Source organism: Dyadobacter sp., assembly GCF_039919315.1.
In the GTDB taxonomy this organism is placed as follows: Bacteria; Bacteroidota; Bacteroidia; order Cytophagales; family Spirosomataceae; genus Dyadobacter.
On the sequence record NZ_JBDSFX010000092.1, the window covers coordinates 66039 to 81578 of the forward strand.

7 protein-coding genes are annotated in these 15540 nt (G+C 44.7%); 1 reads left to right on the forward strand and 6 read right to left on the reverse strand.

The features are described 5' to 3' along the window. Positions 1–36 precede the first annotated feature (36 nt). From ABIO93_RS27225 to ABIO93_RS27250, 6 genes are all read right to left on the reverse strand, one after another. Complete coding sequence (locus tag ABIO93_RS27225) at positions 37–795, reverse strand: isoprenylcysteine carboxylmethyltransferase family protein (RefSeq protein WP_348073168.1); 759 nt, start codon at positions 793–795, stop codon at positions 37–39. 84 nt (positions 796–879) lie between these two features. Next, positions 880–1848 (reverse strand): DUF1735 domain-containing protein, encoded by a 969-nt coding sequence (locus tag ABIO93_RS27230; RefSeq protein ID WP_348073169.1) that lies wholly within the window; start codon positions 1846–1848, stop codon positions 880–882. Between the two features lie 8 nt (positions 1849–1856). Further along, positions 1857–3434 carry a SusD/RagB family nutrient-binding outer membrane lipoprotein gene (locus ABIO93_RS27235; protein ID WP_348073170.1) on the reverse strand — a complete coding sequence of 526 codons (1578 nt, stop codon included), beginning with the start codon at positions 3432–3434 and terminating at the stop codon, positions 1857–1859. Positions 3435–3441: 7 nt separating this feature from the next. After that, the gene (locus tag ABIO93_RS27240; protein WP_348073171.1) at positions 3442–6597 is read right to left on the reverse strand and encodes a SusC/RagA family TonB-linked outer membrane protein; all 3156 of its coding nucleotides are present in this window, start codon (positions 6595–6597) and stop codon (positions 3442–3444) included. Positions 6598–6802: 205 nt separating this feature from the next. Then, positions 6803–8239 carry a SusD/RagB family nutrient-binding outer membrane lipoprotein gene (locus ABIO93_RS27245; protein WP_348073172.1) on the reverse strand — a complete coding sequence of 479 codons (1437 nt, stop codon included), beginning with the start codon at positions 8237–8239 and terminating at the stop codon, positions 6803–6805. Between the two features lie 7 nt (positions 8240–8246). Further along, positions 8247–11537 (reverse strand): SusC/RagA family TonB-linked outer membrane protein, encoded by a 3291-nt coding sequence (locus tag ABIO93_RS27250; protein WP_348073173.1) that lies wholly within the window; start codon positions 11535–11537, stop codon positions 8247–8249. 792 nt (positions 11538–12329) lie between these two features. Here ABIO93_RS27250 and ABIO93_RS27255 point away from each other — a divergent pair. Next, the gene (locus ABIO93_RS27255; protein WP_348073174.1) at positions 12330–15533 is read left to right on the forward strand and encodes a SusC/RagA family TonB-linked outer membrane protein; all 3204 of its coding nucleotides are present in this window, start codon (positions 12330–12332) and stop codon (positions 15531–15533) included. The last annotated feature ends 7 nt before the right edge of the window (positions 15534–15540 follow it).

Consider the following 15540-nt stretch of genomic DNA (forward strand, 5'->3'; position numbering starts at 1 on the left):
AACCCCCAAAGTTAAGTAAAATCAATGATCAATTGATTATCTGCCACCTTCGGCGTTCAGGAGATCAGTATAGTTTTTCAAAAATTTCAGAATGATGTAGAGGACAGAACTCGCTGTGCAGAGGATTAACCATTCTCCGTGGCGAAACTGCACGTCTTCGAAAGCAATATACTCGGCTATGGTATCAAATAAAAAGAAAAGGATAAAAATAGCCGCCAACCCATTCTTTTCCTGCCTCAGTACCTTTCGGAAACTGAAATTCAGGTCAGGATTATGCCATTGGAAAATGTTCGGTACTACTGCTGGTGTTCGGGCTGCCCAATCCGAAAACGCTTCACCAAACTTCGATTTAATATACTGTTCTTCGGCGTACATAATCCGCTCGTAATAGAACCAATATATGAGGACAAACGCCACGATAAACCAGGTATGCTGCGTCAGCAAGGCGATTCCTAACCACATAAAGAAATTTCCGACATACAGCGGATGCCTCACAATGGAATACATTCCCGAGGTATTGAGGTGGTCTGCTACCTGGTTTTGTGTATTTCTTCCTGACGTATTTTTCTGAGCATAACCCACCGCCAAAGCGCGAATCAGAAGCCCAAGCAATGCGGTGCAAAGACAAAGATACTGGTAGCCTTGTTCTGGAAAATCATTAATGTGAGCATGCGCCTTTTCAAGATTTACTAAAATGAATACGATCAAACCGGGCAGAATGATCAGCAGCGGCAGAGTTCCGCGATGCCTGAACAAGAAGTTCCCTTGCTTGTCAAGTTCCTTTATTAATTCCATGATATGAATGTGTGTGTAAAAGTGAGATGCAATAAAGGCCGGCCAAATGGCCGGCTTTTACGAATTACAAAGAGAAAGATAAAATTATCTGGACCTTACAAATTTCCATTCCTCTTCCCACGAAGTGCGGATGTTTGGTGGGGCGGGAACAAGACTTGGTTGAAGCATCCAATAACTGATTTTAATCGATTTTGTAGCGGGATCATATGTGTTTATGCCTGCGGGATTAAGCTTTCCTGAGCGTGTATTCGCCGGCAGTCCGTAATAATTCTCGACGCCTATAATCTTATTTGTCATCGGATCAAATTCGACAACCGGAGAGAAGCTACCGTAACCGCTAACCCCGGTTCCGGTCCAGAACGGAATAAATGGCGCCCCGCCCCAGTTAATGTAGTCGGTCACGACACATTTAGTTGCGGAAATTGTCTCAAAGGTGTATTCAACAATTCGGCCTGTGGTGTAGAGACCCACAAAGGCGGGATTAATGACATCGGACATTTTCCCAGTTACTTTGTATACGCCATCATATTTGTTTTTTGCATTCAGGCTTAAAAGTATGGTTCCGAAATTACCGCTGATAGTTCCTGCGGAAGCCGATTTGATCTGAACCGGCAGTACATAGCTTTTGCTAAAATCGAAGTTGTTACTTTTTACTTTCAGGCCGACGGTGGCGGTGCGCCCGCCTTTTGGAATCGTGACCGATGCAGGCAGTACGTACAGTTTCGGATCAATAACCACGTATTTGGTATGCTGTTCAGCATTATACTGAGTAAGTGCCGCAGTATCGATTCCAAGTGTTACTGTAATGTCCTCTGATGCAACGCCTGCGCCTGAGTAGCTGACGGTAATGGGGTAGTCATTTTCGTCGGCCAGGTCAAACGCCCGGGTATACAATGAATATTTACTGCCGCTGGGTGAAACAAAACTGGATGGATTCTTGAATTCGATCACATTGAATGATTTCTCGGGATCCAGGGTAACATCATCTTTTAAGCATGATGTAAATGCAGAAGCCAGAATGATCAGCCCGGCAAGCTTAAATGCGTTTTTCATATCGTATGTTAATTTGGATCCCAAAAAATTAAGTCTGAAAACTGATTGACAGTCTTGAAATTGGCAGAGTTGTACGATTGCTCGGAAGCTGGATACAAAATCCGGGAGGGCATTTTGTCTATCCTTGTTGATGTTGAAAGCATTGATGCAATATTGTGATAGCCATCACCTCCTGGTGTCGTAACCGGGTAGCCGGTTCTTCTGAATTCGTTCCAGCCTTCTTCGGAATTGACCATATTGACCGCAATGTATTTTTGCGTAATAATGGCTTCCAGCTTCTGAGCAGGAGTGGTGGCGAGCTTAATATTGACCAGCTTGCTTTCTTCATTATCCTTTTTGTAAGTCGCCACGTCAGCCGCGACATCTTTCGTGGCTGATAGTGTATTGGTCACATCCTTGTATAGATAAGTAAATGATGCAGCTATTCCCTGATCAAAATTCACTGCAAGGTCGCCGGGAATATATCCTTTCAATTTCGCCTCTGCCTGTAAAAAGTGGACTTCCGCAGCCAGCATCAGAACTTGTCCCTGGTTTGGTCCTTTCAATATGCCCAATGAATTGCTAATGCTGGAGGCGCTGCTGAACAAACCGGAATACCATGTAGAATAATTGGTGATGATCGTAGGAGCATCTACTTCGTTACCTAGTTGGTTGACTGGGGTATTGGTAGTGAAATTTTTGTAAATAACAGATCCCCGACCGGAATCCAGTAGTTTTTGTCCTTTGTAAAAGCCAAAGGCGAATTTCGTAGGAACGCGGGACGTATTGGATAATGCGCCTGTATTGCTGTAGCCCCACGTGTTCCAGAATGGATTTGGCTTGTCCTTCACATAGCCGGGGTTCACAATCGCATCATCGGTAATGTAGCCCAATGTATTGTCGATTGCACCAAACTTGGTTTTTACAAAATCCGATAATGCTGCGACACCTGAAACCCTGACCAGAATTCGTAGCTTGATGGTGTTAGCAAATTTTTTCCATTTGATCATGTCCCCGGCAAATAATGGATCGGAGGAAGAATTCAGAGACTTGGGGAATTTTGCGGTGTCAATAATTCCTATTGCTTCATCCAGCTTGCTCACCAGGTCCTGGTATATGGTAGCTGCATCATCATACTTGGGTGTCAGATTTTCATTTGCTTTTAATGCTTCCGAGTATGGGACGTTGTTAAAGGCATCGACCAGCTTCTGATAATTCAGCGCAGTCATAATTTTGGCGGTAGCATTTGCGTAAGCCAGTTCATCATTTCCTTCGGTTTGGTCAATCACGTACTTGTAGTCCTGTAAATTATCGTAAGTATTGACCCAGAGGTTATTGTAATCTCCCGGAACGAGCTGATAGTTAAACAAGTTGCCAAATCCGGAGAAGCCGCCGGCATTAGCAATGTAGCCGCCAAAATGACCGCCATAAGCATTGTACTGGTTAGAAATGGATGCTGAGCCAACGATTGCCTGTGGCAGCACGAGCAATGCGGATGCACTGGTCGCTGAATTGGGGTTGGTATTAATGTCCAGGTAATCTTTGCAAGACGACGTCACCAATAGCAGGAGCATCAGTACCTGGTATATACGATATTTTTTCATCATCGGTCATTTAAAAAGTTAATGATAAGGTGCCTCCGAAGTAACGCGCGGGAGGAGTTTGTCCAAGATTGGTGAAGCCCACGGCATTACTGTCTGCCCCGTTCTGGCTGTATTCAGGGTCAGTATATAGATTTGATTTGGGCACCCATATAAACAAGTTCCGTCCCTGGACGCTGACACTGGCGCCTTTGATAAATTTGGTTTTTGCCAGAATTGAAGAAGGTAGATCATATCCCAGAGAAGCTTCACGCAGTTTCCAGAATCCGGCGGAATTCGCATAGTTTTCACCAATTCCAGTGTTTCTCGTTCCATCCGTCCAGAAATCAGCACCGCCGCTCCTGACGGTGATATTTGTGTTTTCCACGTACTGGCCCTCTGCATTCTTGTAGGAAGAATTAGGAATTACGAAACGGTCTCGGTTAAACCAAGAGGTACGAATACCGGCTCCAGAGAAGTCGTAACCCGTTGAAATAGCGTTGTAAATGTAATGTCCATTGCGGTATTCGAAGAGTACATTCAATCTTAGTCCTTTATATTTAACTCCTCCGTTTACACCCAGGATATGAGGAGGGTTGGTAATGCCGACGTCGTGGAAAGAACCATTGGTAGCTGGATAACCTGTCTTGGGGTCGACAATAATCCGGCCTTCGGGATCACGGTTGTATTTCGTAACCTGCAATAATGGAAATGGAGAACCTACTTTGGCCAATACTTTCGCAGTTGCACCTGATGACGATAGCGTAAGTTCATTGGACTGATCCGACAAAGAAATTACCTTATTGCTATTATAGGTGTAGTTAGCGCCAAGAGAAATTTCGAGTCCATAGCTGGTTTTAACAGGCACCATGTTTAGACGGGCTTCGATCCCTTTGTTCTCAACCTCGCCAATGTTCGTTCTCAAAAAACCAAAACCTGTCGAATTAGGAATCAATACTGTAATGGTTTGATCCACTGTATTCGTTTTGTAGAACGTGATACCACCGCCGATACTCCATGGGCGGAACTCAAAATCGACACCTCCTTCAATGCCGGTCGTAATTTCAGGTTTAAGACTAGCGGAAACAAGGGTATTGTCCAGCGTAAATCCGGCACCGCTTGAATAAGGGTAGTTATTACCTTGTGAGAATGTGCCGCTCAACGAATATGCGCCGAGGTTGCTCAACGGAATCGGCCCGAAAGCATTGTTATTGGCAAGGCTTACCTGTCCAACCTGCGAATAGCCCGCACGCAATTTAAGGCTTTGAAGAAACTCCGAAGTAGTAAGTGCGGGGATCGCGTCGCTTGCAATGAAAGAAATATCCGCAGACGGATAGAAGAATGAACGATTTTCTTTGGCAAGGATCGATCGCCAGTCATTTCTGCCAGTCACATGCAGGTAAAGCAATTCCTTAAAGCCAAGTCTGGCTTCCCCAAAAACACCAATTTGACGTGCTTTGTAACTGCTTTCATTAGCAGCTGGGTTGCTCAAACTGTTTCCGACGTTATAAAGTCCGTCGATCACAAGTCCGTTTGCATTGATACCTATTGCTTTGGTAGCATTTTCACGAACCGTAGTACCCAGCACGATATTCAGGTTGAATGCCGGATTCAGGTTTGTCTTAAATTCAGCCAGGAAATCATTGACCAGCTGCGTAGTGTAACCTGCGTAGTCCGTTACAGAGCCCGCAATGTCCGTTTTGGAGCTACCGGAAATGCTCTTCGTGTAGTCGGTATAAATGAATTTGCCAGTATATACTTTTCCGGAAAGATTACGTCCGCTCATGCCAACTCGATACGTAAATGTGAGCGGTTTGACAGGATTCCACTTCATTTCTAAATTCCCCTGCAAAAAGTCATTGCGTTGGTCCCAACGATTGTTAGCCAATGTGAAATAGGGGTTTTGAAAATACTCGTTGAAATAGCCGTTGGGGTTAGCATATTGGTTATTCCGCCAATCTTCATACTTCGTAACATCTACCTGGGCAGGTGACATCAGGAGATTTTGGTATGCGACTCCTGTTATACTGCTTTGTTCGGTGCGGTTTGCGATGAAATTCGTGTTAAACGACGCTGTCAGGTTTTTGTAAATGTGGCGGACAATGTTTGCACGCAGGCTATATCTTTTATACTTATCGTAAGGAACGGTAGATTTTTGATCGAAATACTGGGCAGACAAATAAAAAGTCCCTTTTTCGTCTCCCGAAGAAATGCTGAAATCAGTCTGATTGGCAAGACCGGTTTTCCAAAAATCCTCTCTTGAATTTTTGGCAGAGTAGGGCGCACTCTGGATGGATCCGTCTTGCAGGGGTTTTCCGATCACGACCGTCGAACCGTCAAATGCTGGTCCATATTGCTGATTTTCAAATGGTGTGTAAGTAGGAACATCATCCGGCGTGGTTCCGGAGCCAAACCCTTTTTGAAGCTGAGGTAGGAAGCTCACTTTTTCAATCGTGGTGGTATTGGATATACGGACTTCTGTTTTTCCCGATTTCCCCTTTTTTGTGGTTACAATCAACGCCCCATTGGAAGCATCTGAACCATAAAGTGCTGCGGCACCGGCACCATTAAGCACCTGAATGTCGTCAATGTCCTCGGGATTGATGTTCCCAAGAATATCACTGGTTGAGATCATGTTGTCGATAATGACCAGCGCCTGGTTGTTTCCCGTGAGCGACCGGTTTCCTCTGAGAACAAGCCGATAACTTGGATTAACGCCGCTACTTACACCCATTACTAACAGGCCCGGAACCCTGCCCGCGAGGCTGGCAGCGACACTTGTTGGCTTACCTTGTGTAATTTCGTGGGCTTTAATGGTAGTGGATTGATTACCCAATTCTCTGCGGTGAGCTGTTAAGCCTCCCGCTGTGATTACTACTTCGTTCAATGAAAGTTCGTCCAGAGCCAGGGCAATGTCAATTGGCTCGCTGGCTGTGACTTTGGTCTCTTGGTTCAGGAAACCCACAAACGAAAATAAAAGCGTTTGCCCGGGTTTTGCAGTGATATTGAACTCGCCCTTATCATTGGTGAGCGTTCCGGAATTACTACCTGCCACTCTCACGGTAACCCCCGGCAATGCCGACCCGTCTTCTTTGGAGGTGACCTTGCCGGTGACCTCTCTGCTTTGGGCTTGGGCGTGGCTGCATAACAGCAGCATTCCCCCCAAAATGGAAAGTAAAATTTGTTTCATAAATGTCAGGTTTGTTTTAAGTTCTGATTGTACAAGCAATCATTGCTTCTACAATCGCGACTTAATGTAAGGGTTTCTGACAAGGGTGCCCGATAGAATGAACGTCCGGCTAGGCGACGATTTTCTAACGGTAAAATATCTGTTCTAAAGCAAGAAAGGAGGCGGGAACATCCCGCCTCCTTTCAATATAATGTATTCTAAAAAATCAGAACTTGTCCCACCACAACTTGGTCGTTGCAAGATCACCACCGATGGCAGCAGCGGCAGCTTCGCGGCTTGCACCATTCAATGTCTGCTCGTTGATCGGGTAGATCATACGTACCGGAATGGCAAGTCCAGCTGGTACGTTTCCGCCTGATGGAGGTAGCAATTTAGGGAAGTCAAGTCTTCTCCATTCCACCCATGCTTCCCATCCTCTGTTATACAATGCCAACCATTTCTGGAAGCCGATTTTCTCTTTCCAGGTTGTAGCAGCAGTAGCATAAGCCACTTTTGGTTGTGCAAGGTAAGCAGTTGCTTCGGCTGCAGTTCCACCCCAGTAAGTAATGGAAGCTGTTACGCCTTTGTTGTAATGATCAGCAGCTGAACCAGTGATAAAACCTCTTTCAACCGCCTCAGCTAGAAGGAATTCAACTTCCGAGTAGTCAAGTAGCAAGCCTTCCAGGGTTGGTTCGATGATCTTGGCACTTACGTGAGAGAACGACGAGTAGGTGTTCAGGAAACCATATTTTCCTCCTATGTACTTGTCCCCAACAGTTGTGAAGAAAGAAGCTCTTCTTGGATCATTCAGATCATTCATTGGATTAATGATCGTCTCAGAAGCTACGAAATCTTGACGGCTTGAATACAATGGATTCAAGTTTTGCGCGATCACATTGTAGTTAGGAGGGGTCGAAACGTAAGGGAATGCAGCTTTATCAGCATTTGCAGTAAATACATTAGGTGCTGCTTCTGCTACCATTTTCTTAGCTTTTTCAGGATCGCTGTCTGCGATGATCATCGCTAGTTTTAGTTTCAGCGAATTTCCGAATTTAACCCATTTCGGGATGCTACCTTTGAAAAGCAGGTCGCCTGATCCAAATGGTGTTCCGTTAGCGCTTAACTTAGGCAATGCTGCGTCCAAACGGGTCAGGATCGCATCATATACTGTTTTAGCATCGTCGTATTTGGGTAGTGGATTCTCAGGGTTTAATGCTTCGGTGTAAGGAACGTTTCCGAAAGTATTAACCAGAGTAGCCCAAGCCATTACTTCAACTACTTCAATCTGTGCAAGTTGTACGTCTTTGGTGCCTGCCGACAAAAGTGCATCTGCATTGATAAGTCTTCTTGACTCATTAAGGTCAGAAATTACACCTTTGTAGAATCCCTGCCAGAAAGCCTGAGGGATCGTACGTGCCGTCACGTTATAACGTGGCTCATCCAGGTAGGTGGTTGTTGACCACTGCTGTACGTACAAACGATAGTTGTTAACATTGACATTAGGGCTGGTCAATGTATCTGCCAATCCTTTCAATGCATTCGAAAAAAGCGTTACCGCTGGCACCACAGAAGGGCGCTTGGTATCAACGTTATAGTCGTCCAGACTGTCCACGCACGCTGTCAGCAGCAGAACTGGCAAAAAGAAGATGATTAATTTTTTCATATTGTGATTAGAAACGGAATTTAACATTGAAACCATAGCTTCTTACAGCTGGATATGCACCACTTTGATAACCACCTGCTCCATTCAGCAAGCCTGAACCCAAACCTTCTTCAGGATCCTGGAAATCCATATTTTTGTGAATGATCCAAAGGTTACGACCGATCACGGACACATCGATTTGCTTGAAAGCGCGCAGTTTAGATACAAGCACTTGTGGCAATGAATAAGTCAAGGCAAGTTCTCTCAATTTGATATAGCTTCCATCGTAGATGTACATCGCTCTTGGCGGGTTGGCTGGGTAACCGTAAGCGGTAGCACCGTTGCCATCCACGTTTTCAGCCCTTACGGTGTTTGGTGAGCCGTCAGCTTGTACACCTGGGAAAAGAACACCACCTTGATTTGGAGCATCTCCTACTTTGTTACCCTTTGCATCATACAGATAAGCAGGGTTTCTTTTAGGATTGCCCAATTCGTTCACACCGGCTGTAACCGGGTACATACCTGTTCCTTCTCCATACCATTGATCCAGTGACCAGATGTCTCCACCTTTACGGATATCAAGCAAGAAGCTCAATGACAATGTCTTGTATTTGAATGTATTGCTTACACCGCCGATCCAGTCTGGGTTCGGATTTCCGATGATCATGGCTGAGCTGGCAGTGGCTGCGTAGATACCATTGGCTTTTACAACTTTTTCCCCTGTTCCTTCATGATAAACGAAGTCTGTACCTCTGATCACACCAAATGGCTGTCCTTCTGCTGCGTTAAGAGAAACACCTCCTTGTGGAGCAGCGATCTGTACATTGGTTACTTTGTTAGCACCTTCGCCATACAGGCTGATCACCTTGTTTCTGTTACGTGCAAAGTTCACATTCAATGTCCAGGAGAAATCCTGTACCTTGATCGGAGTTACGTAAGCAGAGATCTCGATACCCTTGTTTTGTACTTCTCCGGAATTGATGTAGCGGAAAGCGTAACCAGTTGCAGCAGAGATCGTAACTGGCAGGATCTGATCCAATGTTGCTGAACGGTAATAAGTTACGTTCAAACCAACACGGTCATTAAGGAATGCAGTTTCAAGACCGAATTCGTAGCTTTTTGTACGTTCAGATTTCAGATCAGGGTTGTTCTTGGTATTACGTAATGTAAAATAAGGAACTGAACCGATACCGGTTGGTTTGTCATATACATCACTTGTGCTGCCCCATGGTGCATCATTACCAACTTCTGCATAGTTAACGCTCAATTTACCCATTGTTAACCAGCTTGCTTTCAACATATCAAGATTAGAGAAGTTGAAGTTGGCTCCGATCGCAGGATAGAAATAAGAGTTGTTGTTTTTCGGAAGTGTCGTCGATTTGTCTTGTCTTGCAGTAAGGTCGAGGTTTACAAGATCTTTGAAACCAAATGAAGCCTGTGCATAAAGACCATCCACACCTATTTTCTGATAAGTTTCAGTTGGCGCTTCAATCGCGTTAACCGAGTTGCTCAAAGAATAAAGGTTTGGAACAACCATACCACCATTCGTTTTAGCTCTGATCGCATCCAGTTTAGAACGGCGCATGCTACCTCCAACCAAACCGGCGAAGTGAATGTCCTTCGTGATGCTCTTACGGAAATTGAAGATAAGATCAAGGTTGGTTTCGTGGAATGACCTGTTGTATCTTTTGTATTCGGCAGGGTCTGAGCTACCAAATGCAATTCTTTCTTCCTGCATATCACTTGTCCCGTTATAGGCGAAACGACCTGTGAAATCTACCCATGGAGCGATTTTGTAAACTGCCTGGGTATAGCCGAAGAAGTTGTCACGAGAGTCGTTTGAGAAGTTCTGATACCGTGAGAAGTATGGATTTTCTGAGTAGATAGGGCCATTATCTTCAAATGGATCAGTTGGGCTACCCCAGTTCCATGTTACGTTCTGTTGGTTTCTGAAATAGGCCTCTTTTTGCTCAACAAGGTCAACATTGGTTTGGAACCACTGTCTGAACTGCTGGTTAGGGTTTTTTCCATCATAACCTGTTCCGTAACGTCCTGTACCTTTAATCTGAGAGTAGTTGGCGTTTGCCGATATGGTCAGTTTTTTGGTCAGGTCAAAAGAAGCGGAGAAGTTGAAAAGGTTTTTGTTCAGCTTACTGTTTGGCAAAACTCCTTTTTCATCATTTCTGGTATACCCCACTTTGAAAGTAGCATTGTCGCCACCACCTGTAATGTTGATGCTCTGGTTAGAGTTAACCGCAGTTTCGTAGAATTTGTCAGGACCATTCTTTGCAGCTACCCATGGAGTCATTTTACCAAAAGTAGGAGACGTAGGGTCTAGAGAATTCCATTGATAAACCATACGACCTGGATCAAATTTAGCTCCAAACGATGCATCAGCGTCAAATACAGCGATATCGCCTTCGCCTGATCCCAGGTTACCACGGTAAAACTGATCTGCAGCTCCGTCACCACCGTAGCCTGCACCGTATTCGTTCTGGTATTTTACAAAAGTAGTTTTGTCAATTTTACCCCAGGTAACGCCGCTGTTGACAGTTACATCGAAGCTGTTTTTGCGTCCTTGCTTGGTAGTGATCAAAATAACACCGTTTGAAGCGCGTGAACCGTAAAGAGCGGTGGCGGCAGCACCTTTCAAAACGTTAACAGAAGCAATGTTGTCCGGGTTAATATCCGCAGCAGCATTACCGTAGTCAGTTCCGGCACGTCCCGTTTGTTGGTCAGATGTGTTAGTGTTGGCGTTAGAAACAGGTACACCGTCGATAACGAACAAAGCCTGGTTGTTACCAGTAATGGATTTGAAACCACGAATGATCACGCTCGTTGAACCACCCATGTTGTTGTTGGTCTTCACATCCAGACCGGCGATTTTACCTGAAAGCGCATTCATTACACTCGGGTTACGCGATTGTGTGATCTGCTCACCTGTGACCTGCTGAGCAGCATACACCAGCTCATTTCTTTTTCTTTCCTGTCCCAAAGCAGTAACCACTACTTCTTGTAACTGGCTAATGTCGTTTTTGAGTGAGATGTTGATGGTTGACTGGCTTCCTACAATCGCTTCCTGAGTCTGAAAACCAATGAAGCTGAAAACCAAAGTAGCGCCTGACTCGGAAGTAATCGTGTACTCACCCTGGGCGTTTGTAGTGGTACCTCGATTAGTACCTTTCAAAGAAATGTTAACACCCGGCAAAACCGAGCCATCTTCTGCACTGACCTTACCGGTCACAGCGCGGTCCTGGGCATGTACTTGTGTGCACAATAGCAGCAAGCACCCCAGTAGGGATAATAGAGTCTTCCTCATAAATGATTAAATAGTTAGATTTGTTATGTTAACATAATGTTGCAAAATTAATTATTAGTTTAACCATTACAACCTTTCAATTGCCAAATTTCAAAATATACTTTGGTTTGAGGTATGTTTTCGGAGAATTTTATAGCAGGAGATACCCCTTTTTTGCGATTTTTTTAAATGTTTAAAATTTTCAAAAAAAGAACACTTATTATGTTTTTGTTAACATATACCCCTTTTCTTTAACTTTTTCGTAGCATTCTCTCCAAGAGTTATTCAGATTATCAATACCGGTCAGTAATTAACGCTGTATATATACGTAGCCTCTATTAAGAACGGATATAAATTACGTTATCTCCTTCAAATTTTAAAAGGCTATTGAAATTCAGCGATCGAATTGAGTCCAATATTTGGACTATTCTAATATTTAAAGGGTTTTTAAAGGAAATAATTTGCGCATTTTAAAGGGCCAAATACAGGTTTTCGAGGCTAATTGTCGACCAAAATAGGAGAAAGTAGAACATAGGGTAATTCACATATTGTCGACATTGTTTGCAATTATTTCACAGATCGTGTAGAAGTGTTGAAAGTTTAACAACAAATAGGTGAAAAACACAAACTTTTACAATATACGTTTTGAGAGGTCAATTTGAGCCTTTGGCTAATTATTTTGCAATGAAACGATTCCAATGCCAAATAATATTCTGGACTTCTTAGGGTAGGCATTGTAAATTTATTAAAACAACATTAATTTTGTAACCATTAAGTCAACTGATCCTATTAAACAAACTCTAAATCATTGCTATGAGAAAGATTCTACAATTGTTAGTCTTGATAGCCTTACTAACGCCTGGGTGGCACGCGTATGCCCAGGATAAGGAGGTGTCAGGAGTCGTGACCGCGGATGACGGGAGTGTCCTGCCAGGAGTGAACATTACAGTAAAAGGGACGACCAGAGGGGTAAGTACTGACACAGAAGGGAAATATTCAATTTCAGCTCCATCCTCGGCAACATTGGTGTACTCATTCGTGGGTTACATCGCCCAAAATATCGTAGTGGGTTCCAAAACGACAATGAATGTAACGCTGGTAACTGATGCCCAGCAACTTGGCGAAGTGGTGGTTACTGCCCTTGGTATTTCCCGCGAAAGAAAATCGCTCGGATACTCTACCGCAACCATTACCAACACGTCCATCACAGAAGCAAGGAACACCAGCCCGCTCGATGCCCTGAACGCAAGGGTGCCAGGTCTGTCTGTTTCCACCGCTTCGGGAGCGCCGGGAGCTTCAACCGTGCTGAATATCCGCGGTTTCAACTCGGTGACGGGAAATAACCAGCCGTTATACGTGGTTGATGGTGTTCCGATGAACAACCGGGGCAATTCGTCGTCAACCACTGCTGCGAACAGCAATGATGACTTCAACCGATCGATGGACTTTGGTAACCAGATGAATGACATTAACCCGAATGAAATCGAGACTATCACGGTTTTGAAAGGTATTTCTGCATCTGCATTATATGGTAGCCGTGCTGCAAACGGAGCTATCCTGATCACAACGAAAAAAGGAAAGTCAGGCAAAACGACCGTTGACTTTTCAAGTTCTTTTGCACAATCTCAGGTGCTGAGAGTTCCTCACCTTCAAAATACTTACGGACAGGGATGGAGCGGCTTGTTTAATTCGATCGAAAACGGCTCATGGGGACCAAAAATGGACGGATCAACAAGGCTGTGGGGTAATGTAGTGGACAATTCACAACTATTGAAACCGTTCGAGGCCCAGAAGGACAATCTGAAAGACTTTTTCGACCGAGGCTACGAATGGAATAACAGCATCGCCGTTGCAGGTGGTACTGAGACAGCCAACTACCGTGTTTCTTACTCCAATGCCATGGCGGACGGCGTAGTGCCGACTAACGCGGATTCATATAAGCGTAATACGTTAAGCCTGAATGGTGGATTGAAGCTGGGTAAATTCTCGGTTAATTCAAATATCAACTATGTTCACAAGAACCAGAAAGCGGTCGCAACCGGACAAGGTGACGATGCGGGTGGTGGAAAAGTGGTTTGGCAGGAGATTATTCAAATCCCGAGAGACCATTCAATTGTTGACTCCAAAGCATTCCTGGATCCAAACAATCCTTTCGGTAAGTTTATGGATCTTGACAATTACTTCACGCCATACGCACAAAACCCTTACTGGACGCTGTACAACCAGGGTAACAACTATGATGAAGATCGTATTTTCGGTAACATCGAGTTCGGTTATCAGTTATTGCCAAGCCTGGGTGTGCAATGGAGAGTGGGAGGTGACTATTCCGACGCATTCCAGAAAGACTGGGGTAATGTGGGCCGGATCACACCGGGTACTCCCAACGCAACGGCCAATAACGTATTCGGTAGTGTGGCCCAGTTGTCGAGAGGTAACCGTCAGTTCAACAGTGACCTGATCTTTAACTTCAAACATAATTTTGGTACCCGTTTTGATGTTCAGGCTTTTCTTGGACATAACGTAAACGAACGGTCCGGCCTTACCAATTATGCAAGGGTAACGAACCTTGACTTGCCAGGATTTTACAGCCTGTCCAACAGCTCAGTAACGCCGATCACTTTCGCAACGACTACCATGCGCCGTTTGGTGGGTGTGTATGGTTCGGCCACTTTCGGTTTCGATAGCTGGCTATACCTGACAGTAGGAGCGAGAAATGACTGGAGTAGCACATTGCCCAAAGGTAAAAACTCATATTTCTATCCAAGTGCAAGCATCAGCGCAGTGTTGTCAGAAGCATTCAAGCTGCCAGCGCAGATCCCATTTGTTAAAGTACGCTTTGCTGCCGCGTCTGCCGGTAATGATGCCGATCCTTACCAGGTGTACTCCGTATATGTTCCGGGTAGCGTGAGAGCGGGTGGTTTTGGTAACATCAACTTTCCATTCGGTGGCGTTAATGCATATGAAGTTTCAAATAACCCGGGTAACCTGGACCTGAAACCTGAAATTTCTCAGGAATTCGAGGCAGGTCTTGAACTCGGTTTCTTCGGCAGAAGAGTAGGGGTTGATTTGAGCGTTTACGACAAATTGACTAAAAACCAGATTATCAGCCTTAACCTGGAACCTGCAACCGGCGCCACAGCGCAAACTGTGAACCTTGGTAGTGTCAGAAACCAAGGCTTGGAACTCGCATTAAACCTGATCCCGGTTCGTACAGAGAATTTTGAATGGGGTGTGACTGTGAACTACAATAAAATCAAAAACGAAGTTGAATCACTTGGTTTGGAAGGTGGATCGGGAAATATCCTGCTCAACAGCAGCTATAATGTCAAGCTGCGTGCCGTAGTGGGCAAACCACTTGGCGCCATTTACTCTCCGGACGTGAGACGGGATCCCGACGGTAATGTGGTCGTAAACCCTGAAACAGGCTTACCATTGCAAAGTACTGACGAAGTGTACAGAGGTTCGATCAATCCTAATTACACATTGGGGCTTTCAACTTATTTAAATTACAAAGGCTTCAAGCTGAGTGCAAACGGGGATTACCGTAATGGTGGGGTGTTTTATTCATACACTGCGAGGTTGAATTACTTCAATGGAAATGCCTACAACTCCCAATACAATGATAGGGAGCCCTGGGTTATCCCTGGTTCGGTAGTAGAACAGCCAGACGGTACTTTTGGAGAAAACACGACGCCGATCTCACGTGCAGATGTATACACTTATTACGGAGGAACTACTTCCTATGAGTACAACCACGTGTTACCGAAGACCTTCTTCAAGCTCAGAAACGTATCTCTTACTTATTCTGTGCCCAAAAGCTTCCTGACCAAGTTGCCGATCCGGGTCGCATCCGTAGGGGTATTCGGAAGAAACCTTGTGCTATGGACGCCAAAAGGAAACCATTTTACAGATCCTGAGGCCAATACATTTGGTACCAGCCTTAAAAATCTGTACGGTGAATTTGCTTCCGGTCCATCTGTTGCAACGTATGGCGCACAGTTAAATCTATCATTCTAATTTAATT

Coding starts and splice junctions, on each gene's coding strand:
- ABIO93_RS27225 (WP_348073168.1), bottom strand. CDS start 795: ATGGAATTAATAAAGGAACTTGACAAGCAAGGGAACTTCTTGTTCAGG.
- ABIO93_RS27230 (WP_348073169.1), bottom strand. CDS start 1,848: ATGAAAAACGCATTTAAGCTTGCCGGGCTGATCATTCTGGCTTCTGCA.
- ABIO93_RS27235 (WP_348073170.1), bottom strand. CDS start 3,434: ATGATGAAAAAATATCGTATATACCAGGTACTGATGCTCCTGCTATTG.
- ABIO93_RS27240 (WP_348073171.1), bottom strand. CDS start 6,597: ATGAAACAAATTTTACTTTCCATTTTGGGGGGAATGCTGCTGTTATGC.
- ABIO93_RS27245 (WP_348073172.1), bottom strand. CDS start 8,239: ATGAAAAAATTAATCATCTTCTTTTTGCCAGTTCTGCTGCTGACAGCG.
- ABIO93_RS27250 (WP_348073173.1), bottom strand. CDS start 11,537: ATGAGGAAGACTCTATTATCCCTACTGGGGTGCTTGCTGCTATTGTGC.
- ABIO93_RS27255 (WP_348073174.1), top strand. CDS start 12,330: ATGAGAAAGATTCTACAATTGTTAGTCTTGATAGCCTTACTAACGCCT.